Origin of the sequence: Legionella drancourtii LLAP12 (genome assembly GCF_000162755.2) — a bacterium.
GTDB classification, from domain to species: Bacteria; Pseudomonadota; Gammaproteobacteria; order Legionellales; family Legionellaceae; genus Legionella; species Legionella drancourtii.
In genome coordinates this window covers 1-22,937 of the sequence record NZ_JH413820.1, presented here as the reverse complement: position 1 = coordinate 22,937, position 22,937 = coordinate 1, and the positions used below count along the sequence as shown (strand labels likewise).

Sequence of the window (22,937 nt, the reverse complement as noted above, 5' to 3'; positions counted from 1 at the left end):
GATGTAATTGGTATTATCCATGTGAAAGACCTTCTTCCTATCCTGTATCAACAAAGTGAGATAAAAGAATTACGTTCACTACTTAGACCCATATTAAAAATTTCACGCCGTATGCCTGCCTTAGATTTGTTACGTAAATTTCGCGAAGGAATGCCTCATTTTGCTCTTGTATACAGCGGTCATGAAACGCTGCGTGGCTTCATAACCTTAGACAACTTACTGCAAGTCCTAATCGGTCGCATTAAAGACGAATTTCACCGCACCAAAGTTGACTGGATACTTAATGATGATGGCAGTATCTCCGCATCTGGAAATTGCTCCATATATTCTTTAGAACAAGCCCTCGATCGTGATATTCACGTAGAAGATGACATCGACATCTTAAATGGATTATTTTTTTATCGCCTCGGTTATGTGCCAAAAAAAGGAGAACGCTTTGCTTTTCCAGAATTCGATGCTGAAATTGAAAAAGCAACGGCCTCAAAGATTATTAAGGTAAAAATTTACCCCAAACTACCTACAGAACGAGATAAATAGCTAAGGCGTAAATCGTGATTTCTACATATTCGCCATGGTTAGAACAAAATTGGGAATATTAGGAGAGCCAACCCCTACGCCATCATTCCAAAACTGATCCTCAGGCTCGACAGTCAATGATGAATCCCATCCCAAAGTTGTATTGTTAATTGTAAATGCAGAAGCTGGAGCAGGAGTTCCCTGTATCGATATGGAAGGAGGTGGTGTTGCGCCACTGATAATCAGTGCCGGTGGAATAATCAAATTAATTGCCCTATTCGCCAGTAAAACTTGATTATTTTGATACAAATATGGTGCGGCCTGACCAATAGGAGATCCTTTGTTGAGTAAAGCACGTGCTTGATTTACTAAAATTAAGGTCGCCGAAAATAAAGGACAAGCCAAACTGGTACCACCATCTTTAACCTGTGCACCTTCCGCAACGATCAGCAACCCTGTTTGTGGATCACCCAGCATAGCAATATCAGGCAATGCGCGACGACTCCCATAACTATTAATAACGCCATAGCCACCCGCAGTAAAATTACTAATAGAGCTCTGCCAGGGAACTGGTCCATAGAACTGGCTAATCCCCCCACCCGTACCGCCTGCATAAGCCAAGGCACTATTAACTGTTCCCCAAACCGTTTCAAACGCATAACGGTAATTTTGATCTACAAACAAAGCAGTCGCTCCAACAGCAGTAACATAAGCAGAACTGGAAGGGTAATTAACCGCTAAGGATGAGGCCCCTGTTCCCGTGCATTTTGTTTGTGTGCTGTACGTATTATCTCCACAATCTCCTGAGGAAAAATTAACACTGATTCCGGCCGCTGCTGCCAACTCCAGGGTCGCTTCTAGTGCGGTATCGATGCTGTTTTCAGGACTACTCCAACTATTCGAAATTACATACGCGTTCGAGAAACCGGCAATAGTATAATTATTTTGAATCAACGTGTTAATTACATCAGTTAAAGTACTTCGCTGATCAGTAGCACCGAGAACTAAAACTGTATTGTCCCCTGGCGCAATCGTATGTGATGATTCAACATCCAATGCCACCTCTCTACTAAAGGAGGCTCCACTCGAGCAGGTTGTAAAAGGAGAACCATCGGGGTTAATAACTGCAAAATTCTTTAACGGTCCTGAAGTGACAAAAGGTGCTATACCATTAGCATTAAAATATTGATTGGCATCACTTAAAATTTGCGCAGGTCCATTAGAACCGCAATTATCAACAACAACTAATGTTTGCCCTGCCCCATTGAGATGCACCCCATTAACAGCAGGAATATTGCTAAGATTATAAGTTTTTTGCAAATTTGCACCACTAAAACCTTGTAATGAAATATTCGTAGGAATAGCAAAAGGGATAAAATTACGCCAAATAAAATTTAAGTCATGAACCTCTTCATCAATATTTTGAGCACTATCTAAATTCGAGTGAAATTCAGGAATCGTGCTCAGGCCAGTAATTTCCGTAATATATTGGCCAACCTCTGGATTTAATTTGGGTGCGCTTGTATTGGCATGAACAAGTTCATTATGATATTTATAATCATTTAGTTGCACATGCAGTGCCTGCTCAATTTGCCTCGCAGTTCCGGTTACACGAACACTATGATTAACGACCTTTGCTTGCATACCCTGCGCTACAAAAAATTGTTGCACCGCCTCTTCTGCCTCCTTACTCGGTGCAAATTCTTGCTCATAAAGAGCGGCTGTTAAAAATTGATGATATCGAGAACTGTTCACATCATAAATATCTTGAACCAGCTGATCTAATTTCGGCTTATTGCGTAGCTTTAGCCAGACAATAAATGATATTTTTGTCTTAGGTGCAACAGGCTCAATCAGAGTCGCCTGCTTTAGTAAAGTTAAACCAGGGCTTGGCAAACTCAATAAGGCGTTTGCTTGACTGGCATAGGAAGTTATTGCCATAAAACTATATGGCAATAAAAACAATACTACTTTTTTAAGTCTCAACATGAATTATCTCCCTATGCTAGCCTAGAAAAAACAAACTCGTAATTGGGCTATATGTTATAAATCCCAATTCATCTCCAGTAGTTAATGAAAACACATAACCATCTTGTGTACCGGCATGCATAACACTCGCATCTGAATTAACAAACAAGGTATACGTTATTTGGGACAAAAGAGTCCATGTTGGATTTGCAGCAGTTAGACTATTACTGGCATATGCGTATTCAAAATCGATTGTTCCCGGTGGTAACGTACTGTTCGATGAGATTTGCCGCGTATTGATATACAGTTGGTTGCTCGTGGCAAAAACATTATGGACGGGGGCTGTGGTGGGAATTGTTGGACCATTAATTCCATTCCAATTAGTACCATTGTCTATTGAATAATAAACATTGCCATCTTCACTACCGACATAAATAGTATTTTCAGGCGTAATGAAAATACTATTTACTGGCCCAGAACCTGGATTGGTGCTGGTAGCAGTCCAAGTATTGCCGTCAGTCGAGTAGTAAACGCTTCCATTTTGAGCCCCTACATAAATGGTTGGAATACTATTCACCGTTGCAACAAAAACACTGTTTACCGCGACACCACCAGGAACTGAAGTTGTGGAATTCCAAAGGACGCCATTATTCGTTGAATAATATACTTTACTATCCGCACTGCCTACATATAAGGTGCTGGATGTTGCAAATACACTATTCACAGCATTGCCAACCGATGGCACAGTTGTGTTCACCCAAGTTAAACCATTATCGGTAGAGAAATAAACAAAACCGCTCAAAGTTCCAGCATATATTGTTCCTGCCGGTGTAAAGGATACTTCTACGGTATGGTTGGCAATAATGTTGGATAAAGTAAGCGTCGACCCACCTTTCTGAGCAATTCCACCATCCACAAACCATTGATCCACATAATAACCCGCATTAGGCGTGGCATTAAAGGTCAAACTACTGCCTGCTACCACTGTTTGTGGCGTATTGGGTGTAATGCTCCCATTTGCATCAGCAATTGACGTAATTAAATAGTTTGCCACGGGAATTCGAGTAATATTTAACGCATTAGGTGAACCAGGTTGATAACACTCAAGCGCACTTCCTTGTTGACACACGACAGGACCACCCATGATGTTACGTGTTAATGCCCCCCCGTTCACCAATAAATTAAGCGTACACGATTGCTGATAACCTAAAATAAAGGGATTAGGACAATTCCCCGCGCTGGTAATTTGCGTAATCCCAGCAATTGCTTGCATAGCCAAGGTATGCGTTCTACGCGATTGATTAGTTACTACGTATTTAATGCTTGCCGAACCAACGGATGTTATAGATACCGTTGCAGGATAATAAGGATCTGGGGTAAATGTCCACAACGGCTTACCGGCATAACTTATAGCCATAAATAAAAAAGCAACTACAGCAATGGCAAGTTGGCAGACAGCGGTTTTAAATTTTTTTTGCATCGTCAAATCCATTTGATAATAAAATCGGTATTAGGAATTTTTAATATCTTGTCAGTTTTCTCAAAAATAAATGCGCTCAAACTCGAAAGACACTTTCTTAATGCTTTTGCCCCTCTCGTCCAGTGGCCACTGCCATTAAGTTAAGGAAATCTCTCATTCCCGCGCAGGCGGGAAACCATCCATGAATTGGCATTATAGCCAGTGAGGAATGGATCCCCGCCTACGCGGGGACAACAGGCTCTGAGACATTTGAAGCATAAAATCCTTAACTTAATGGCAGTGCGTCCAGTGGCTTGTCCGCGAGCTCCAGAAATTTCACACTGGCAAGAAATTAAACTATCACTATGTTATTGAAAATAAATAATAACTTAATCGCCAATAACAAACTAGCTCTCACATAAAATTCTTAAGCGCAAAATCCAATTATAACTTTGAGAAATAACCTAGTCATTACGCCGTCAGTATTTTAAAAAGAATGGTCATCCGAATCATCAAAGCCAGTAGGTGAAAGATTAAAAATCAACGGGGTCGCTTGGAATTTTTCGGGTTTCACTAGCCCATTCCCCCAAATCAATTAGTTTACAACGGTCAGAACAAAAAGGCCTGAAAGTGTTTTCAAGATGCCAGGTATTTTTTTTGTTACAGATGGGACAAGTGATTTTCTGTAGGTTATTCATGATAATCTTTGTTCATTTACGTTAGGGATTGCAGTATGCAATACAGAGTACTAATTTTTCAACATATAACCGCGAAAATACACCGTTTTCACGAAGCAAGCTCACAGCAATAGCGGCTCATGGCCTACCCTATCGGCTAAAGATTCATTGGCTATTGGCTGTCTGTTTTTGTACGTTCCCGTGGCAAAAAGCCCAATCCCGACAAGAATAGAAGCCATTCCCACCCCTGATACGACTAATCCTGCTGTACCCAAAGTTGCGGCATTCAGAAGAATAAAAGCCACGGCAACTGCAGCGCAACCCACTGCGGCCATAAAACCACCTAAAATCTGCATACTAATATTCATCATTGCAGAGTCAGGGATATCCTTTTGTTGAGAAAAATCAGGTTTAGGAGTTTCCATCTTTTGACGAGTATGAAGCGGTTTAAATCCAGATTCATCCGTTATAGGCAAGGGAGGAACGTTAATCGATTTTTCTGTTTCAGGAGATAATAATCGATACATAGATGAATCTTTTTCATCGACATATTGCAGAGGAATTTTCAATGCAGCATCGTGTATATTGGCATCAGCGCCTTTCTCTAATAAAAATTTAGCAATACCCACGTCGTTTGCACTAACCGCGTAATGCAATAAGGTCCATCCACTACCATCTTGACAATTAATATCTATTCCGTGCATGGCTTCTGAAAATTTCTCAGGACTACCGCCCTGATAAATAATATCTACAGCATCCCAAAAATGTTGCACAACTTTTACAATTAACTGATCAGTATATTTTGAAAGTAATGTAACTAATTTCGAATCAATAGCATAGTGCAGAGGAACCTTCGACTCCTCATTGTATCTATTGGTAATTTATTCGCATCAACACCATTACCCAATAAAAACGAAGTTACAGTTAAAAAGTTTGAGCCGGCTGCGATGTGCAATAATGACTCACCGGCAATGGTTTGTTTCAACTCATCTTCATTGCACTTTTGTAATAACTGGAGAGCCTCCATTTCATTATTTGAATAAAGAGATGAAATAGCTTGAGCCAAAGGACCAACATCATAGGGTTCTGCAATTTGCTCATAAGCACATGAAAATATTAAATCATAAAATCTTCCATTAACCTTAACCACACTATGCTGATCAAAACAAATTTGATTATCAATACATTCAAATTGTGCATCAAAGCATTGAAACGTATATTTAGACTCAGAATTTTCCTCGTATAACTTCTGACCTATTTTGCTACTGGGTTTGTTCTTGTATACAAATGTATCCACATCGCTAATGCCAACTTGTGCGCACAAAGCAGCAAACATCTGAGATAATTCAAAGCAATTAACGTGTAAAGGTTCAGAATAATTACAATTGAGTATAAACTCAGCACTATACCCCTTCCCCTTAGCAAAATATGTCCATTTATTTTGGATAATCAATTTTAAAACAATATCAAACAATAGGTTTGCTTTCTCCGCATCATTTAATTCATGTGTTGAACTATTCGCATTATAAGAATTAATAATCCCTTCTCTAAGTGTCATAATACTGCCCTAAATCATTCTGGATCAATTTTGCGCCCTATTATATATCAATATGTTGAAATTAATATGAAGCAATCTGTATCGTGAGACAAGTTTACCATTTATGGCGTTTTTCCTTACTAAGATAAGGCGTAATCTCATTTTCTTACATTAAGATTATTTTTTAATCATTAATGGCAGGCTAGATTGATCCTCTAGACCTAATTACTAGGCCTAGTTCTAGTCTTGATTTACACGTTAGATAGAGCCATTTTTATGAGTATGCTAAAAAACAAGCGAATCAAGTCTGTTGTTTTTAAATCTTTATGCACACATTATAATCATCCATATTTGATTTAAGAATAGATTGATTTGGAAACTCCTTTTTTCCAAAATAGAATTTCAATCAACGCGGTCCTTCCTATTCATGGAAAGACTGTTTGAAAATTAACGGAAATTTCCTCAACCAAATAAGTTGATAGTAGCCTAATATAATGGCCATCCCCTAAATTTCAATTGTCTAAAAATCGCCTTAATCTTGTCTTAAGCAACAGCATATAAAATACCCTCAAAATGATTATTGTTAATAGAAACAAGAGATATCGAGGTATTCGTGCGCAAATATTTTAAATCAGACAGACCTTATTTTACCTTTGATGGCCAGATGATTGCTGAAGGTAGTTCGTTATATACACAATCGTCCCTGTCCGCTATATATTGCATGATAGATGGCAGAGAAACGCTCGTTTTTACTGAACACTCCCTTAAGATCTGGCGTTCAAAAATAAAACACTTTGAGCGCGTAATTTCTGAAGCTCAAAATCAACTACAAGATCAGGTTACAAAAAATCTTGCTATTGTTCGCACTGAATTACTAGGCGTTATTCAAGAAAAATTTCCATATCCAATGCAATCCCAGCTACAAACCTGGATTAAAGAACAAACTCAACTTTCAGCTCAACCACAGCTAAGAGCTGAACTTGCCAGATACCAGGCTATCCTCAAAACTGTAGACCTAACCCCATATTCAATTGTCTTTCCCAAGGATACTTTATCTATTCAATTTGACATTGATCTTGCACTATGCCAACTTGACTTTGAGGTTAAAGATATCCATATACAACTCAGTACCCACCTCCAGCAGAGCCTATACAAAACCTCACAGCCTAGTGATAGCAGCTCAACCGTACCAAGCTGGATAACTCCCGCAACGGAACACGAAGAAGAAAGCTCAGATTGGATTTCCATGGCCTTAGCTTCAGCGAAAACCTTTGTTCCAAATGAGTTCGATGCGGCTCCTAACAGCACTCCATCCTTTCATTGGACAGAAGAAAACACGCTCCTAGATGGGGAAGCGTCTCATCTTATGACAATAAACGAAACAAAGCCTCACCGACCTATCCAAACCATGCAAGACAAGATAACTCCCGAGATGGAACACGTAGGCGTAAGTTTAGATTGGACTTCCATCGCCCTAACTCCAGAAAATCGCTTTGCTCTACCAGATGAATTCGACACAGTTCCTTACAGCTCTCCATCCTTTGATTGGATGGAAGAAAATACGCTCCTAGATGAGGAAGCTTCTCATCTTATGACAGTAAACGAAACTGAAATTACAGATAGTTTAGAAAACCATCAGCATCAGCTAGCGATTGCGTCAGTCCATCAGCACGTTGAAGCACGTGGTGGTATTCATTCTAAATATATGACTGAAGTCCCTCATCCTAGCCTCCCTAAACCGGCGCCCCATTTCAGCGCTTACCCGATGGAACATCAAGAGCTTTCCTTTATTCCGGTTCATAGCATCCTCCCCTCTGACTCGCAACATTACAGCTACTCTATCTCCTCTGATTATTTTGCAGCAACATTAATAACACTGAGTAAGGAGATAGACACACGACAAATCTCGACATTTATCTGTGCTGGCCGAACAGCCAATGCCTTAGTTCCAGAACCCCAACAAGGGCGATGCGTCTTGATTTGCACCGAAGAAGAGCAAGAGGAAATTATGCCTCATTTATCCGCTCATCTCGACATATTGATAATTTCGATGCTGAACAGCAAATATCATGGATTTTATCAAGAGCTTAACAGCATTACGGCGAGACGCCTTGCAGCATTTCTATTTGCCTCTCATTTAGGCCTTCATGAATTTATTATGCTTGATGATAACATCGACAAGATATTGTTAAAAAAAGAAGCTCTGCCAATTTCATCCTGGGACAACCTTTTTGAGCACTTAAAAGCACATGTTCACCATAAAGGCAGTATCAGTGTTGCTACCAAGCATAATCATAAAAAAGCACATGGAGAATTGGGTTCTAAATTTTTCATGATCAATATGAGGCTGATTCGTGAGCTACTTAAAGACGAAGAACAATTATTCCTCCTATTTCCTAATGCAGTACAAGCAAAAAAATGGGGTGAGGATTATTATTTTCAACTGGTTCTCTATTACTTACTAAAAGAAAGAAATATTCAGGGATATAGTATATTACCCTTAGAGGAAATTAGTCTTGTACGCTCAAAAAACAATCGGAATTTTTTTGCATCAAGCGGAATTAAAGCCGAGCAATTTGACAAAATTGACGGATTAGAGCCTATTCCAGAAGAACTTTCCGATATCCTAAGTTATACTATTATAAAGTTAAATCAAATTATTATCGACAATTATGAACGATATGCGGCACAAGATATATTTCTCCAAAATGTCAACATATTGAACCAGCATGCCATTGCAAATGGCCAGAATTCCGGTACTTCTACACCATTTCTACGTTATTCCAATGGGCATGATAATTTTAAAGCAAATTTCTATGACTTAATTAATGAGTATGATTTCAAAAACAGTATCCTACGTGACTACCAAATTAACGCAATAAAAGCGGTCCCTCAATTTTATCAATATCCATCCCGTTTTACCTTAGCGACGGGAAGCGGAAAAAGTCTTATTCAATCCACACTGGCGATTATGGCCTATCATGCCTCCAACGAAAGCCAAAAGATTTTTATCATCACCCCTCAAATTGAGCTGGTTAGGCAGTTCTACCATGATTTGATACAATATAACCAATTGCTCCACGAGGAAAATAGCTTCCTACAGATTCCCAATAGTGCTATCGTGACCGTTTCCAGCCATCTGCAAAGTATTGGCGTGAAACTGCTGAGAAAAAATAATTTCTTCAAAAGCCAACGTTCGATTGTCATTTGTTGTGAAGACAGTTTCAAAAAACTATTGGAAGAAGAACCGTCAATGGTCAAGACTGCCGCCTTAATTCTCTTAGATGAATACCATGAATATTCACTCACGGTGAAGCAATTGTGCGCAGCGCTCCCTGAAGATGGCCCAATAACTATTGCGAGTAGTGCAACCCCACCGAAAGAAGATATCATTAAAAATACATTATACTCTTTTAGTTTACATGATGCCTTACAAGGGGATTTTCATGCACCCGTGGTTGCGCTACCTTTGAATGTAACATATTCATTAAGTAATGTAGAAATGTTAATTAATTGCCTACCACAAATGCTAAAGCATCAATATCACCCAGGATTCGAAGGCGAAGAAGAATCCACCTTGGCTGAAACTAAAGGCATTATCTATTTAGAATCAATTGCATTATGTGAGAATGCACAACGAGTACTACGCTCTGCGGGCATTGCGGCTTACGCTATTCATAGTAATAATCATCAATCATCGACTGAAGTGAAACAATTTGTTGAAAGCGAAGCTCCTGGTGTATTAATTGCCGTGAGAAAACTTCGTTTTGGATTTGATTGTCGTGATTTGGCTTGGGAGATTATTGCACGCAGACCTTCTCAAAAAACTGCAGAACAAGATATGGAGCAAATGCTGGGACGCGTCATTCGCTTGCATAAAGATAAAATTGGTTTGGTACTTACCTTTAAAGATATTTATGATAGATATCTGGCTCCCCTTATTAAAGCTCAAACAAAGAAGCCAAGGCTCTCAGGAGACTTTTTGGCACATGAGGCCGAGTATCATGTTAATAAAGATGGGACGTGTAAAATGGTTGATCCTGATGTAGAAGAGCTAAAGAAAGAGAACCCCTCAAGATTTTTTGCCTCGAGTGAACGGAAACGAAAACATGCAGAGTACAACAAAGACGATCATGATATGACAATAATCAAAGTTCTTAACTGTTAGTACGCAAATAGCGTTTAATTGACGCTCGGCATGATTGGCCTTATTGCATCATTAAGTTCAGAGTAGCTGGATAGGTGAAAATAAGGCCAATTTGAGGCTGAAAACCTTGATTGCGCGACGCATCATCAAGACTTACTCATTAATATTGGATAATGATTTATGAATCAATTTAAATTTTTTAAACTAATTAATTTTGAATATCAGTTAAAAATATACGATTTGGTGGCTACATCAATTCAAACAACTAGCGCTCATTTAGAATCGAAGAAAAATATTAATGAATTAACCCCTGATGAAACTCATGATTTGGTGTCTTATAAACAAAGTTTGGATATTTTGATTGAATCAACCTTCTTGCAAATTTATGCGACACTAGAAGAATCTTTATACCATGAGTGTGAACAAAAATTAATTAAGAAAAATGCCAGTATAACCCGATTTGAAACGGCACTTAAGGAGCTAGGATACCGTATTGATAATAAACATTGGCAAACTATACTCAATATTTCTAAAATCCGAAATTGCTTATTACATGGGAATGGGAGATTAGATAACGATCGATATGGAATAGATACAAAAGATACAATCCAGTCCCTCAATGCAGATGCAAATACGCTTCTAATCGAAATAATTAATTTAAACGGTCATGGAGAAGGAACTGCTAAGATAAAAATCAAGGAACAATTTCTTCACTATTGCTTTATAAAAATACAAAAATTCATTGATTCTCAAAAATAATAAATATAGAGGCTGTCTCAGAGAGAGTGTTGTACAGATTCCATCGACGGAACCTTTAGTAGGCTGAATGACAACATTAAACCCGGATTAGTCTACACTTAATTTAGAGCGTGTAATTTTCTGTAATTTAATTGGTGTTCGTTTTTTATTAATGCACCATTGGATTTTGATTACCCCCTAAAAAAGGTGAATAAGATGACGCAAAAAATAGAGCAGTTTGACGAAATCGTAAAGGTAATAGAAGAAATTGAAACTTCGCGTATAGAAAATGAATTAGAGCTTAAGAAGTTTACAGAAGCTCGTGAGGATTTTTATGTAGCTCCAGAAATAAAAAACAATTATATACCGTTCCTTGAAGAGGCTATTAAAGCTTCTTTAGATCGAGAAGCATATTTGAAATTAATTATTAGCAAGCAACCCATAACGAGTGAGGAAGCAGAGCATCTTCTCAAGTGTGAATATATTAAAGGCAAATTTGAAGAGCTCATTAATAATAGTATAGAAAGAAATACCTACTCCCCTTAATTGGAAGTGTCTTCATTTCACTTGGAGCGATTTCTTATGTCATTTACTCAACCTATAGCCAATATATTCAATTAACTAATTCACAAAGTGGGCAAGCGTAGCCTTGATCGCAATCAAAGTATCCGATGCATCATGAACACGCTCACTTTAAAGAGATAGGCCACGTAAATACTCTACTCCATCTCCGTGCTTTCTTCCAACCTCGACCCTATTATCAATTTAACAGTTACATTTGAAAACCACGGAAATCACTTAAGAGTCTATCCTCCTCAGGAATCGGCTGATAACGCTCAGGATAATCTGAAGATACTTTAGTACGTCGCAATAACGATAAGGCGCCCTTTAGCAAATCTTGATATTGTGAGAAATATTCAGGAGAACATGTTTGAATATGAGCAACCGTTTGCTCAGTGATTATTTTTTTAAGCTGAGCAGACGTGAAACATTGCTCAATTTCTGGCATCACAACTTTGGCAGAATCATCCACCAAACGTAATAACATCATCCGCACTACTAAAGCCAGCAGTTGTTCTGATTTTTCAGGTTGTTTTGTAGAATCAGGCGAATAATATAAGTCATCCAATTGCTGCATGATTAAAGCAGCCTCTTTTTGCTGACAGAGCAACGAATTAGCTGAATAGGGACTGAGAAGTTCACTCTGATATTCCTTGGAATAATTTGACCACATCCCCTTTGCAAATGCATGCAAGAATGGAAAACGGGTTGCCATTTCCTGAGAGTATCCTTGGGGCGCTAAGATTTGATCGGCTTCAAGATGATGATAACGATCACCGTGATGGATATCAGCCATCGTAGACCGCGCAATATCATGCTGCAACGCAAGTCCAGCCCATTTATTTTTTTCACAAACTCGCAGCTGATGCGTAATGAAAAGTGCTTCCAATGCATGACCACGTTCAGATGTATTTTCACTTAACTTTTCTTTAGGATCATATGGACGATTAGCAAGTTGATCACCTAAAACATTCACGATCGTTGTAACATAAGTATCTAATACGGGAATAAGTGATTGATAGGGCTGCGGTATATCAGCAAAAGTTTGGCCTGAAAAAGCAAACTTTAATGGCTTTCTCAATAATTCGACAGGTGTGTGTTTCATTGCCTGCAGATCAAAACCATCTTCTTGCAAATAGGTTTCCATACTTTTTTTTGTTTCAGGAAAAACTTGTTTTGGGAAAAATCCCTGCCGTTGCAGTCTTTTCATCATGAGCGTCGGTGCGGGTACAGTATGGATAAAAAACTGCAGCGGTCGTTTATTTAACGCCGTATTATTATAATGGGGAGCAGTAGTAAAAAAACGAGCACAAGTTACTTTCCGAGTCATAATATATCCTTATAAAAAATATTATAGAAAATCCCCTATCCATATGCAGGCATAGTAAAATCATCTGCCTAGATCCCGCGGCATATCCGCGGGATCTAGGAATAAGCAATTTTCACCCTTAACTTGACGTAGGAGAGGACTGTAAATAGAGCAAAATTAAAACGATTGGGCCGTTGAACTATAGACCCCATTTTGATCAGGATAAGCCAAAATAATGACCTTAGTGCCAACACGCATAAAATTCTCATTTAACCATTTAGCAGCACTTGGGAACACGCGTACACAACCATGACTTGATGGATGTTCAGGTACATCATAAGCCGCATGGATAGTAAATCCTTGGTAGAAATACATGCAATAGGGCATCTTAGCGCCACCACGTGTATCAACAGGATACTCTCCTGAACGGCAGTTCAGACCTTTCTTATTATAAATGTGGAATGTGCCCGTTACTGTTCTACACGATTGTGTTGAATTTTCCTCACAGGTGTCTACTCCAGCAGAACCAGCCCCAGTTAATAAACGGTTGCCTTCTTCATCATAAGCAGCCCATGCAGAAGCTTTAGGATCAAACACAAAACGTTTCTCACCGGTTGCTTTAATCTTCATCGGGAAATAATTACGCCCACGCTTGTCTTTTGTATAATGAACGGTGCGATGCACATAACCGGCATCATCAGTAATTAATGTAGATTCATCATATTCAACGCAGGATGTTAAGCCAAGGCATAATAATAAACCTGCCCACAATAACTTATTCATTTAGATTTTATCTCCAACAAAGTAAAAAACCTCTCCCCCACACTACACGCAGTGGAGAGGGAACAAAAGTGAGTAATTACCACAATATTGAACTTAAGATTCTAACTTCCTGTATTTAATTCGTGATGGTCTATCCGCAGCATCCCCCAAACGACGTTTTCTATCAGCTTCATAATCACTGTAATTCCCTTCAATAAAGGTAATTTGTGATTCGCCTTCAAACGCCATTAAATGCGTACAAATTCTATCTAAAAACCAGCGATCATGCGAAATGACTACAGCACAACCAGGGAAATTAAGAACAGCATCTTCTAAGGCACGTAAGGTTTCAACATCCAAATCGTTACTAGGTTCGTCAAGTAATAAAACATTACCACCGCTCTTTAGCAATTTGGCTAAATGTACGCGGTTACGCTCTCCCCCAGAAAGTTGAGACATTTTCTTTTGCTGATCAGTTCCTTTGAAGTTAAACCGTCCAACATAAGCACGAGAAGGCATTTGATAACTACCTACTTGCATGATGTCATGGCCATCAGAAATTTCTTGCCATACTGATTTATTGGGATCTAATTCATCACGCATCTGATCCACATAAGCCAATTGCACCGTCTCACCGACACGAATCGTACCGCTATCAGGTTCTTCATGACCAGTAATCATTTTTAAAAAGGTTGACTTACCAGCACCATTAGGACCAATGATACCTAAAACGCCTCCTTTAGGCAGTTTGAAGTTCAGTTTATCAATTAAGATTCGGTCGCCAAATGACTTCGTAATGTCTTCTCCTTCAAGAACTAAATCCCCCAAACGCTCACCTGGTGGAATATAAATCTCATTGGTTTCATTACGTTTTTGGAATTCTTTGGAATTCATTTCTTCAAAACGCGCAAGTCGTGCTTTATTTTTAGCATGACGGCCTTTAGGAGAAGTACGCACCCACTCTAATTCGGCTTTAATCGCACGTTGATGTGAATCTTCCTGTTTCTTTTCCATGCTCAAACGTTCTTCTTTTTGCTCAAGCCAGGAAGTGTAATTACCTTTATAAGGAATCCCTTCACCACGGTCTAATTCTAAAATCCACTCCGCCGCATTATCCAGGAAATATCTATCATGGGTAATCGCAACGACCGTTCCAGGAAACGATTCCAGGTAATGTTCTAACCAGGCAACAGACTCTGCATCTAAATGGTTAGTTGGCTCATCAAGTAATAACATGTCAGGATTGGACAGTAACAAACGGCACAAGGCAACACGCCGGCGCTCACCTCCAGATAATTTGCCAACGACCGCATCCCACTCAGGTAATCTTAAAGCATCCGCCGCGATGTCTAATTTTCTATCCAAATCCCAGCCACCACCTGCTTCGATGAGATTTTGCAACTCGCCTTGCTCTGCAAGCAAGGTATTCATTTCATCATCACTCATTGGCTCAGCAAAGCGCATACTGATTTCGTCGAAGCGTGCTAAATGTTGCTTCATTTCAACCACGCCCTCTTCAACCACTTCGCGCACTGTTTTTTCCAGATGCAGTTGTGGCTCTTGTTCCAAGTAACCAATTTTAATCCCAGGTTGCGGTCTTGCTTCACCTTCAAATTGCGGATCAACACCAGCCATAATCCGCAACAGTGTGGATTTACCAGAACCATTCAAACCTAAAACACCAATTTTGGCGCCAGGGAAAAAACTTAATGAAATATCTTTTAAAATAAATCGCTGATTCTCAACAATCTTGCTGACACGATTCATGGTAAAAATATACTGTGACATAAATACTCCGTCTTTCTTAAATCGAGAAGCTATTGCCATTTCACTAGCTTGAACCAAAATAGGCTGATTTTCGAACACCAGCACTCAGCATGAGTGCTGGAGTATAGAAAATCTGCCTATTTTGACCACGAGAGTAGAAATGTCAACAGCCTCTAGTTAGCTATGACCAATCAAGAATTACTTTTCCTGATTGACCTGATGCCATAATTTGAAATGCATGCTGATAATCATCTACTTTGAAATGATGAGTCGTCACCGGGGAAATATCTAACCCACTTTGTAACATTGCAATCATTTTATACCAGGTTTCAAACATTTCCCGACCATAAATACCTTTAATAACCAGGCCCTTAAAAATAACTTGGTTCCAATCAATAGCAGTTTCCTGAGGAGGAATCCCCAACATTGCAACATGCCCACCATGAGTCATTGCCTTCATCATCTCGTTAAGCGCTAAGGGATTGCCCGACATTTCCAAACCAACATCAAAGCCTTCCAACATGCCTAATTCAGCAATGACATCAGGCAGTTTTTCATATTTCACATTCACTGCACGCGTTACACCCATTTTTCGCGCTAGATCCAAACGGTAATCATTTACATCGGTAATAACTACATGGCGTGCACCAATGTGGCGAACGATTGCAGCAGCCATAATGCCAATGGGGCCTGCACCAGCAATTAATACATCTTCACCGACGACATCAAAAGACAAAGCGCAATGAGCCGCATTACCGAAGGGATCAAAAATTGCCGCTTGATCGTCCGTAATATTATCAGGAAGTACAATTACATTAGATGCTGGGAGTGATAAATACTCACCAAAACATCCAGGTCGATTCACCCCAACCCCTAACGTATTGCGGCAAAGATGGCGTTTTCCCGCACGGCAATTACGGCAATAACCACACGTTATATGCCCTTCACCAGAAACACGTTGGCCAACAGCTAAGCCCTGAACTTCTTGACCTATAGCAACAATTTCGCCACAAAACTCATGTCCTACAGTCATAGGAACAGGGATCGTGGCTTGCGCCCAATCATCCCAAGAATAAATATGAATGTCCGTGCCGCAAATTGCTGTTTTTTTAATTTTAATTAAAACATCATTCACGCCATATTCAGGAATAGGAACTTCTTCCATCCAAATTCCGGGTTCTCTTTTTGTTTTGACTAATGATTTCATTAAAATACCTCAAAATAGTAAATTATTTTTCAGTCCATGCAGCCTTAATTTAAGGCTGCATGGATGTCATTATCCCTAACATTAGATAACAGAAAATTCCTTACCTACGGTTTCAAATGCGGCAATAGCCTTGTCTAAATGGTGCAATTCATGTGCAGCAGACATTTGGGTGCGAATTCGTGCTAAACCTTTAGGTACGACAGGATAAGAAAAACCAACGACGTAAATACCTAGTTCTAATAAACGATTAGCCATACGGCCAGCCAAACTGGCATCACCGAGCATTACTGGAATAATAGCATGCTCACCAGGAACTAATTTGAAGCCTAAACGGGTCATGCCTTCGCGGAAGTAACGACTGTTACGCTTTAATTTTTCTGATAAGTGACTGTCTTTCATTAAATTATCTAATACCACGCATGAAGTATGAGCAATTACCGGAGCAAGTGTATTGGAGAATAAGTAAGGCCTGGAGCGCTGACGCAACCAATCAACAATTGTGGCATTAGCAGCAGTATAACCACCTGAAGCCCCGCCCAATGCTTTACCTAAAGTTCCGGTAATAATATCAATACGATCACTCACACCAAAATGCTCTGGGGTTCCACGCCCCGTATTCCCCATAAAACCTACTGCATGTGAATCATCAACCATAACCATCGCATCGTACTTATCTGCCAATTCACAAATTGCCGGCAGATTAGCCAAGATACCATCCATAGAAAACACACCATCCGTAGCAATCAAACGAAAGCGGGCATTTTTCGCGGCAATAAGTTGTTCTTCCAATGCGTTCATGTCATTGTTGGCATAACGATAACGAGCCGCTTTACATAATCGTACCCCATCAATAATGCTGGCATGATTTAAAGCGTCGCTGATAATCGCATCTTCTTCACCTAACAAGGTCTCAAAAAGACCGGTGTTGGCATCAAAACAAGAAGAATAGAGTATAGTATCTTCTTTACTTAAAAATTGACTTATTTTTTGTTCAAGTTGTTTATGAGGAGTTTGCGTTCCACAAATAAAACGCACGGACGCCATACCATAACCGTATTGCTGCAACGCTTTTTGCCCTGCTGCAATTAATTGCGGATCATTAGCCAAGCCTAAATAATTGTTCGCACAAAGGTTGATCACTTCTTTTTGATTAACCGTTACATCCGCTTGTTGTTGACTGGCAATCACACGCTCTGACTTATATAGGCCTTCACTTTTAAGTGTTTCTAATTCGGTTTGCAAAAAATGGCTAAATCGCTCAAGCATGGTATCCTCCTATGCATTATGTTCCAACCCTAGCTCACACTATCCTTTGAAGGAGGCGAACAAAGTATTACAATAAAGTCGCGGATCATAACAAACTTTAAACACAGTCACCATGAAATTAAGGATTAGAACATTATTTCTTAGCACATGAGTTAATTTTTTGCTAAGATTGACGCAAAGTTTTAATCCACTAAAAACAATTAAACACGGTAGAGCAAATGAGTTATCAAAATGCACGCATTAATATGGTAAAACAGCAGTTACGCACTGGTGATGTTTTAGAAGAATCCATACTCAATTTGTATGACTTAATACCAAGACACGAGTTTGTTCCTGAACAATACAGTCATTTTGCCTATTCAGACATGCAAATTCCGCTTGGACATGGGCAACGCATGCTCACGCCATTAGAAGAAGGCACGATCCTGCAAGCCTTAAAACTCAAAGGAGACGAAACCGTTCTGGAAGTAGGAACTGGATGTGGTTTTTTTACTGCTTTATTAAGCAAATTATGTAAAAAAGTAATTAGTGTGGATTATTATGCTGAATTCACCGTTAATGCTGCACGTAAATTAAAAGCCCATCACTGTACTAATGTGGAATTAATTACCGGTGATGCAAGCCAAGGGTGGTTAGAAAGCGCACCGTATGATGTTGTCGTATTCACTGGTGCAATAGAAAAATTAAATGAAACTCACAAACTGCAAATCCTTCCTGGTGGAAAATTATTCGCCATTGAAGGCAAACTCCCCGTTATGCAAGCTCGTTTATACCAGTTAGATCATCAAGAAAAGTGGAGTCAGTCGCTACTTTTTGAAACGGGTATTCCTCTGCTGATTGATAAGCTAAAACCAAAAGAATTTGTATTCTAGGGATCGGTTTTAAAAGCGATTATACAACACAAAGCCGCAGGATGACGGACTCTGTATTTTTAGGGTATAAGTTATAATGAAAAAACTCCTGATCTGCTATCTCATGACTTTGGGTCTGTCTACGCACGCGCATGCAACGGATCTAATGGATATTTATAAACAAGCCCTTGAAAATGACAACATCTTCAAGAATGCCTATGATACTTATATGGCTAATGCAGAAGCAATTCCGCAAGCACGTTCGGCGCTGCTGCCTCAAGTTACTGTTTCAAGCCAGGCAGCGCGCAATCGTTTACACTTAAACGATGGTGTATTTACAATTAACAATCAATATTACAATTCGACTCAGTGGCAAGTAACCGCATCACAAGCCTTATTTAATTATGAATCATGGGCTAAAGTACGTCAGGCAAAGGCTTATGTTAAAGCAGCACAAGCAACATTTAATGACGCAGCTCAAGATTTAATTCTTAGAACCGCTAAAGCCTATTTTGATGTGCTTTATGCGCAAGATACCTTAAATTTCGCGGAAGCTAAAAAACGGGCGAATAAGCGCCAATTTGCTCAAGCCCAACAACGTTTCCAAGTAGGTCTTGATGCGATTACTTCGGTTTATGAAGCCAAAGCAGCCTATGACCAATCGGTAGCAACTGTAATTGCATCACGCAACAATAAAGAAAATCAATACGAGAATCTAAGAAAATTAACCGATCATGTTTATGAAACATTAGCGCCACTACGTGATAATAAGATCCCATTGATTAAACCAGAACCTAATAATGCCGATGAATGGGTAGATACGGGATTAAAACAAAACTACAAATTATTTGCCGCCAAATACAATCTTGAGGTAGCACGAGAAAATATGAAGACACTTTCTGCTGGTAATTGGCCCACAATTGCCATTCAAGGTAATACAGTGCAGACACATAATCAAGTAAATGCCCATGACAACAATCCACTACTCCCACAAAATCAAACTCAATCCAATATTGCTCTGGCATTAAATTTCCCCGTATTCCAAGGCGGATTAGTACGTTCACAAACGCGACAGGCACAACATAGCTTCCAAGGCAGCAGCGAACAAATGGAACAAGTCTATCGCACAGTTGTCGTTAACAGTCGTATTGCCTTTAACACCATCACCGATGGAATCAGTAAAGTAAAAGCAGACCGACAAACTATTATTTCGCAACGAAATTCGTTAGAAAGCACTGAGGCTCAATTTGAAGTAGGTACACGTACCATGGTTGACGTCGTAAATTCACAACAACGTTTGTTTGAAGCACAACAACAATTGGCGAATGATCAATACAATTTGATTAATTCCGTTTTAACTTTAAAATATCTGGCTGGTACCTTGAATGTTAACGATCTGGAGCTGATCAATTCATGGCTAGCAACAACGCGGGTTAATGGATATGCCGCTGTGGCCAGTGACGCTAATAAATAACAAGGTTTTATAATGTCCAATCTTTCTCAAATAGAAAAAAAACTACTGCATTATACAGGCAAAGCCATTGCCGACTTTAACATGATCCAACGCGGTGACCGTGTAATGGTTTGCTTATCCGGTGGTAAAGATTCATTTACCCTATTAACTATTCTGGAACAATTGCGCCGTCGTTCTGGCAACAAATTTGAGCTGTTTTCATTTACTCTGGATCAAGCGCAACCTGGTTGGGATGATTCTGCTTTACGTCAATGGCTCGAAGATCGTTCCATTAAGCATGAAATTTTGACTCGCGATACCTATAGTATTGTGAAAGAAAAAATTCCTGAAGGCAAAACCTATTGTTCTTTATGCTCCCGCTTACGCCGCGGTATTATTTACCGTTATGCCGAAGAAAATGGTTATAATAAAATTGCTCTAGGCCATCACCGTGATGATTTAGTACGTACCTTGATGATGTCTATTTTATACAATGGCGATATTCGCTCCATGCCACCTAAATTATTAAGTGATAACAAGAAACACATCGTGATCCGCCCCTTAAGCTATGTCCAGGAAAAAGACATTATTGCTTTTGCTAATGCACAAGCATTCCCAATTATTCCCTGCACGCTTTGTGGTTCGCAGGAAAATTTAATGCGTAAAAAAGTAACCCGTTTAATTGATCAATTGGCCGAAGAAAATCCTAAAGTGCCCAGTAATATCCTGCATGCTTTGCAAAGTATTAAGCCAAGCCAGTTGATGGATCAAAGCATGTGGAATTTTAGGAACTTAGAACATGAATTAATTACTGAAAATAAAAATGAAGCAGATGAAATTTTTTCTGCAGATGAATTTGAAGTAGCCGAAGAATCTTAGCATTTTAAATCCCAATAAGCGTATTACGCTTATTGGCCCCTTTCTTGTTCCCCCTCCTTTTACAAGTTCTATTGTAATAAACATCAAAACAGAACTATACTTAAACAAACAAACCTATATTTGAATAACATGACAACATTTAATCGCAACAAGCAAAATGAAATGCGGCTACAGGATAAAGCATCGACAAATCAAGAGAAAACTTCAATAGATCCTGTTGCAAGAGAGGATCAAATGCTCGGTGAAATTGAACTATCGATTGATCCCAATGATTTACCTTCAGAAATTATGAAGAATTTGGAAAACAATCTTGGCCCTATTGATACTGAAAATGAAAGAGAAGCGAAAGGACTAAAGAAACTTCAAGCTGACGAAGAAAACGAAAATATCAATGACTTTCAACCTTAATAATTCTTTTTAGTGATTTCTTAATAAATAGGAGTTTAATTTTGTTCGTACACGCGTAATATCCACATTCATAACAACATCGTCATTTATTAAGCAGAAAGACTCAAAGTAATTTACGCAATATTTTATCCATCGCTCACATTATTTTGGTTGTTGGTCAATGCAATAAGTGTTAATAAAGTTAATCACTACATAAACGAACTGTTCATTCCATAAATCATTATGTCCTTTAGTTGAGAATTCCACCCATTGTTTAGGTCGATTAGCCAAATTAAACAGAGTTAAGCCTTGGTTATAGGGAACAACTTCATCTAATTTACCATGCAACATTAAGATGGGGGTATGGATCTGTTGCATGCGCGATAGAGAATCATACTTATCAATTATAGGTATTGGCAACAAAGGGTAATGATAGCGAGCCAGTGCAGTCAATGAAGTATAAGGTGATTGCAATACTAGAGCACAGACTGGAAACTCCATTGCCAACTTTGTAGCAATGCCTGTGCCTAAAGACTCGCCATAAAGTACAATTGGCTTGTGTTGCTTCTCGCCTTGTAAAAATCTCATTGCAGCGCGGCCATCCTCATATAATCCAGACTCAGTTGGCTTACCTGGATTTCCACCATAACCACGGTATTCAAGCAGTAAAACACCAAACCCTGCAGAAAGAAATTGACGCATCAGATCCATGCGGAAACCAATATGTCCTGCATTGCCGTGCAAATATACAATTACCGGTTTATGGGCTACAGATGGCTTATACCAAGCATTTAGAATCAATCCATCAGCAACTTTAATTTTAATAACCTGCATGTCCTCCGCATGAAAATGTTTGCGGTGGGGCTTTTCTACAGAAGGGAAATATATAAAGTATCTCTGTAATGAATAGATTATTAGCAGCGTTAAAATTAAAAAAAAACAACCAGCAATAATTGCTTTATCATGTTAGCGTATCTTCCTGATTAATTTATTTTAAGGAGAATGCTTACCCTTCAAGTTGTGGAATTGATACTTTATTCTCAATCAAGTTAATTTCAGGCATCAACCTTGCCAAACAAATAAAATAGGTGCCTTTATCATCAAAATAAAGAGAAACCCGATATTGGCCTGGTAGAATTTCAATTTTAGCAGCAGGTTCATTAAAAAGATAATCTGTTATCGTTATGGTTCCAGTTGGCACGTCTAGTATAAATAGATCAGAAAAATCAATCAGCTTATTATATTCTCTTTCCGTAAACACTGGAAACTCAAGATTAACTAAGCCACTTGAACGTTAAAAGTCTCATCATGTCCGGTCGAAAAAAAAAGCCACTCACCTTTTTCTATTTGTTGCTCAATTTGCGTCGTATTCTCTTTTTGAGTATTTTGGACATATTGCCAATCGTTCAAGGTATGGAATAAATAATCAAAAGCTCGGCAAGTGATTTAGAGA

At 39.0% G+C, this 22,937-nt stretch carries 20 protein-coding genes; 8 read left to right on the top strand and 12 right to left on the bottom strand.

Features of this window, described 5'->3' with window-relative positions:
• The coding region (locus tag LDG_RS08475) for a transporter associated domain-containing protein (protein WP_040535042.1) at nucleotides 1–537 on the top strand (537 nt) is incomplete at its 5' end.
• 21 nt (nucleotides 538–558) lie between these two features.
• On the opposite strand, the gene LDG_RS08470 is transcribed toward LDG_RS08475, so the two are convergent.
• The 5 genes from LDG_RS08470 to LDG_RS08455 form a co-directional block, all read right to left on the bottom strand.
• On the bottom strand, nucleotides 559–2,505 hold the full coding sequence (locus LDG_RS08470) for a S53 family peptidase (protein ID WP_006870862.1): 1,947 nt from the start codon (nucleotides 2,503–2,505) through the stop codon (nucleotides 559–561).
• 16 nt (nucleotides 2,506–2,521) lie between these two features.
• Nucleotides 2,522–3,964 carry an InlB B-repeat-containing protein gene (locus tag LDG_RS08465; protein WP_006870861.1) on the bottom strand — a complete coding sequence of 481 codons (1,443 nt, stop codon included), beginning with the start codon at nucleotides 3,962–3,964 and terminating at the stop codon, nucleotides 2,522–2,524.
• Nucleotides 3,965–4,476: 512 nt separating this feature from the next.
• Nucleotides 4,477–4,641 (bottom strand): DNA gyrase inhibitor YacG, encoded by a 165-nt coding sequence (gene yacG, locus LDG_RS18935; protein WP_083821404.1) that lies wholly within the window; start codon nucleotides 4,639–4,641, stop codon nucleotides 4,477–4,479.
• A gap of 101 nt (nucleotides 4,642–4,742) precedes the next feature.
• A complete protein-coding gene (locus LDG_RS08460; protein WP_006870860.1) occupies nucleotides 4,743–5,393 on the bottom strand; it encodes an ankyrin repeat domain-containing protein in 651 nt (216 codons plus the stop codon).
• A 44-nt stretch (nucleotides 5,394–5,437) separates the two neighbouring features.
• The gene (locus tag LDG_RS08455) at nucleotides 5,438–6,178 is read right to left on the bottom strand and encodes an ankyrin repeat domain-containing protein (protein ID WP_006870859.1); all 741 of its coding nucleotides are present in this window, start codon (nucleotides 6,176–6,178) and stop codon (nucleotides 5,438–5,440) included.
• A gap of 592 nt (nucleotides 6,179–6,770) precedes the next feature.
• On the opposite strand from LDG_RS08455, the gene LDG_RS08450 reads away from it, so the two are divergent.
• From LDG_RS08450 to LDG_RS08440, 3 genes are all read left to right on the top strand, one after another.
• Nucleotides 6,771–10,325: a DEAD/DEAH box helicase gene (locus LDG_RS08450; protein WP_040535039.1), complete on the top strand. Its 3,555-nt coding sequence runs from the start codon at nucleotides 6,771–6,773 to the stop codon at nucleotides 10,323–10,325.
• Nucleotides 10,326–10,484: 159 nt separating this feature from the next.
• A complete protein-coding gene (locus LDG_RS08445) occupies nucleotides 10,485–11,063 on the top strand; it encodes a hypothetical protein (protein WP_006870857.1) in 579 nt (192 codons plus the stop codon).
• A 195-nt stretch (nucleotides 11,064–11,258) separates the two neighbouring features.
• A complete protein-coding gene (locus LDG_RS08440) occupies nucleotides 11,259–11,588 on the top strand; it encodes a hypothetical protein (RefSeq protein ID WP_006870856.1) in 330 nt (109 codons plus the stop codon).
• A 226-nt stretch (nucleotides 11,589–11,814) separates the two neighbouring features.
• Here the strand turns inward: LDG_RS08440 and LDG_RS08435 are convergent, their stop codons facing one another.
• The 5 genes from LDG_RS08435 to LDG_RS08415 all read right to left on the bottom strand — a co-directional run bounded on the left by LDG_RS08435 (nucleotide 11,815) and on the right by LDG_RS08415 (nucleotide 17,914).
• The gene (locus tag LDG_RS08435; RefSeq protein ID WP_006870855.1) at nucleotides 11,815–12,933 is read right to left on the bottom strand and encodes a hypothetical protein; all 1,119 of its coding nucleotides are present in this window, start codon (nucleotides 12,931–12,933) and stop codon (nucleotides 11,815–11,817) included.
• A 156-nt stretch (nucleotides 12,934–13,089) separates the two neighbouring features.
• Entirely contained in the window at nucleotides 13,090–13,695 is a 606-nt protein-coding gene (locus tag LDG_RS08430; protein WP_006870854.1) for a L,D-transpeptidase, read from the bottom strand.
• A gap of 93 nt (nucleotides 13,696–13,788) precedes the next feature.
• On the bottom strand, nucleotides 13,789–15,462 hold the full coding sequence (gene ettA / locus LDG_RS08425; protein WP_006870853.1) for an energy-dependent translational throttle protein EttA: 1,674 nt from the start codon (nucleotides 15,460–15,462) through the stop codon (nucleotides 13,789–13,791).
• 160 nt (nucleotides 15,463–15,622) lie between these two features.
• Nucleotides 15,623–16,648 (bottom strand): L-threonine 3-dehydrogenase, encoded by a 1,026-nt coding sequence (gene tdh, locus LDG_RS08420; RefSeq protein WP_006870852.1) that lies wholly within the window; start codon nucleotides 16,646–16,648, stop codon nucleotides 15,623–15,625.
• Between the two features lie 81 nt (nucleotides 16,649–16,729).
• The gene (locus LDG_RS08415; protein WP_006870851.1) at nucleotides 16,730–17,914 is read right to left on the bottom strand and encodes a glycine C-acetyltransferase; all 1,185 of its coding nucleotides are present in this window, start codon (nucleotides 17,912–17,914) and stop codon (nucleotides 16,730–16,732) included.
• Nucleotides 17,915–18,132: 218 nt separating this feature from the next.
• On the opposite strand from LDG_RS08415, the gene LDG_RS08410 reads away from it, so the two are divergent.
• The 4 genes from LDG_RS08410 to LDG_RS08395 all read left to right on the top strand — a co-directional run bounded on the left by LDG_RS08410 (nucleotide 18,133) and on the right by LDG_RS08395 (nucleotide 21,505).
• Nucleotides 18,133–18,786 (top strand): protein-L-isoaspartate O-methyltransferase family protein, encoded by a 654-nt coding sequence (locus tag LDG_RS08410; protein WP_006870850.1) that lies wholly within the window; start codon nucleotides 18,133–18,135, stop codon nucleotides 18,784–18,786.
• 76 nt (nucleotides 18,787–18,862) lie between these two features.
• A complete protein-coding gene (locus LDG_RS08405) occupies nucleotides 18,863–20,239 on the top strand; it encodes a TolC family outer membrane protein (protein ID WP_040535036.1) in 1,377 nt (458 codons plus the stop codon).
• 12 nt (nucleotides 20,240–20,251) lie between these two features.
• A complete protein-coding gene (gene ttcA / locus LDG_RS08400) occupies nucleotides 20,252–21,097 on the top strand; it encodes a tRNA 2-thiocytidine(32) synthetase TtcA (RefSeq protein ID WP_006870848.1) in 846 nt (281 codons plus the stop codon).
• 129 nt (nucleotides 21,098–21,226) lie between these two features.
• Nucleotides 21,227–21,505, top strand: coding sequence for a hypothetical protein (locus tag LDG_RS08395; RefSeq protein WP_006870847.1), 279 nt, complete (start codon nucleotides 21,227–21,229; stop codon nucleotides 21,503–21,505).
• Between the two features lie 141 nt (nucleotides 21,506–21,646).
• Here LDG_RS08395 and LDG_RS08390 read toward each other — a convergent pair whose 3' ends face one another.
• Nucleotides 21,647–22,318 carry an alpha/beta hydrolase gene (locus LDG_RS08390; protein ID WP_006870846.1) on the bottom strand — a complete coding sequence of 224 codons (672 nt, stop codon included), beginning with the start codon at nucleotides 22,316–22,318 and terminating at the stop codon, nucleotides 21,647–21,649.
• A gap of 172 nt (nucleotides 22,319–22,490) precedes the next feature.
• Entirely contained in the window at nucleotides 22,491–22,745 is a 255-nt protein-coding gene (locus LDG_RS08385) for a hypothetical protein (protein ID WP_006870845.1), read from the bottom strand.
• Nucleotides 22,746–22,937 lie beyond the last annotated feature (192 nt).

Bases quoted from the DNA above. Each gene is read 5' to 3' on its own strand.
- LDG_RS08470 (WP_006870862.1), bottom strand. From the start codon at position 2,505: ATGTTGAGACTTAAAAAAGTAGTATTGTTTTTATTGCCATATAGTTTT.
- LDG_RS08465 (WP_006870861.1), bottom strand. From the start codon at position 3,964: ATGCAAAAAAAATTTAAAACCGCTGTCTGCCAACTTGCCATTGCTGTA.
- yacG (WP_083821404.1), bottom strand. From the start codon at position 4,641: ATGAATAACCTACAGAAAATCACTTGTCCCATCTGTAACAAAAAAAAT.
- LDG_RS08455 (WP_006870859.1), bottom strand. From the start codon at position 6,178: ATGACACTTAGAGAAGGGATTATTAATTCTTATAATGCGAATAGTTCA.
- LDG_RS08445 (WP_006870857.1), top strand. From the start codon at position 10,485: ATGAATCAATTTAAATTTTTTAAACTAATTAATTTTGAATATCAGTTA.
- LDG_RS08440 (WP_006870856.1), top strand. From the start codon at position 11,259: ATGACGCAAAAAATAGAGCAGTTTGACGAAATCGTAAAGGTAATAGAA.
- LDG_RS08435 (WP_006870855.1), bottom strand. From the start codon at position 12,933: ATGACTCGGAAAGTAACTTGTGCTCGTTTTTTTACTACTGCTCCCCAT.
- LDG_RS08430 (WP_006870854.1), bottom strand. From the start codon at position 13,695: ATGAATAAGTTATTGTGGGCAGGTTTATTATTATGCCTTGGCTTAACA.
- ettA (WP_006870853.1), bottom strand. From the start codon at position 15,462: ATGTCACAGTATATTTTTACCATGAATCGTGTCAGCAAGATTGTTGAG.
- tdh (WP_006870852.1), bottom strand. From the start codon at position 16,648: ATGAAATCATTAGTCAAAACAAAAAGAGAACCCGGAATTTGGATGGAA.
- LDG_RS08415 (WP_006870851.1), bottom strand. From the start codon at position 17,914: ATGCTTGAGCGATTTAGCCATTTTTTGCAAACCGAATTAGAAACACTT.
- LDG_RS08410 (WP_006870850.1), top strand. From the start codon at position 18,133: ATGAGTTATCAAAATGCACGCATTAATATGGTAAAACAGCAGTTACGC.
- LDG_RS08405 (WP_040535036.1), top strand. From the start codon at position 18,863: ATGAAAAAACTCCTGATCTGCTATCTCATGACTTTGGGTCTGTCTACG.
- ttcA (WP_006870848.1), top strand. From the start codon at position 20,252: ATGTCCAATCTTTCTCAAATAGAAAAAAAACTACTGCATTATACAGGC.
- LDG_RS08395 (WP_006870847.1), top strand. From the start codon at position 21,227: ATGACAACATTTAATCGCAACAAGCAAAATGAAATGCGGCTACAGGAT.
- LDG_RS08390 (WP_006870846.1), bottom strand. From the start codon at position 22,318: ATGCAGGTTATTAAAATTAAAGTTGCTGATGGATTGATTCTAAATGCT.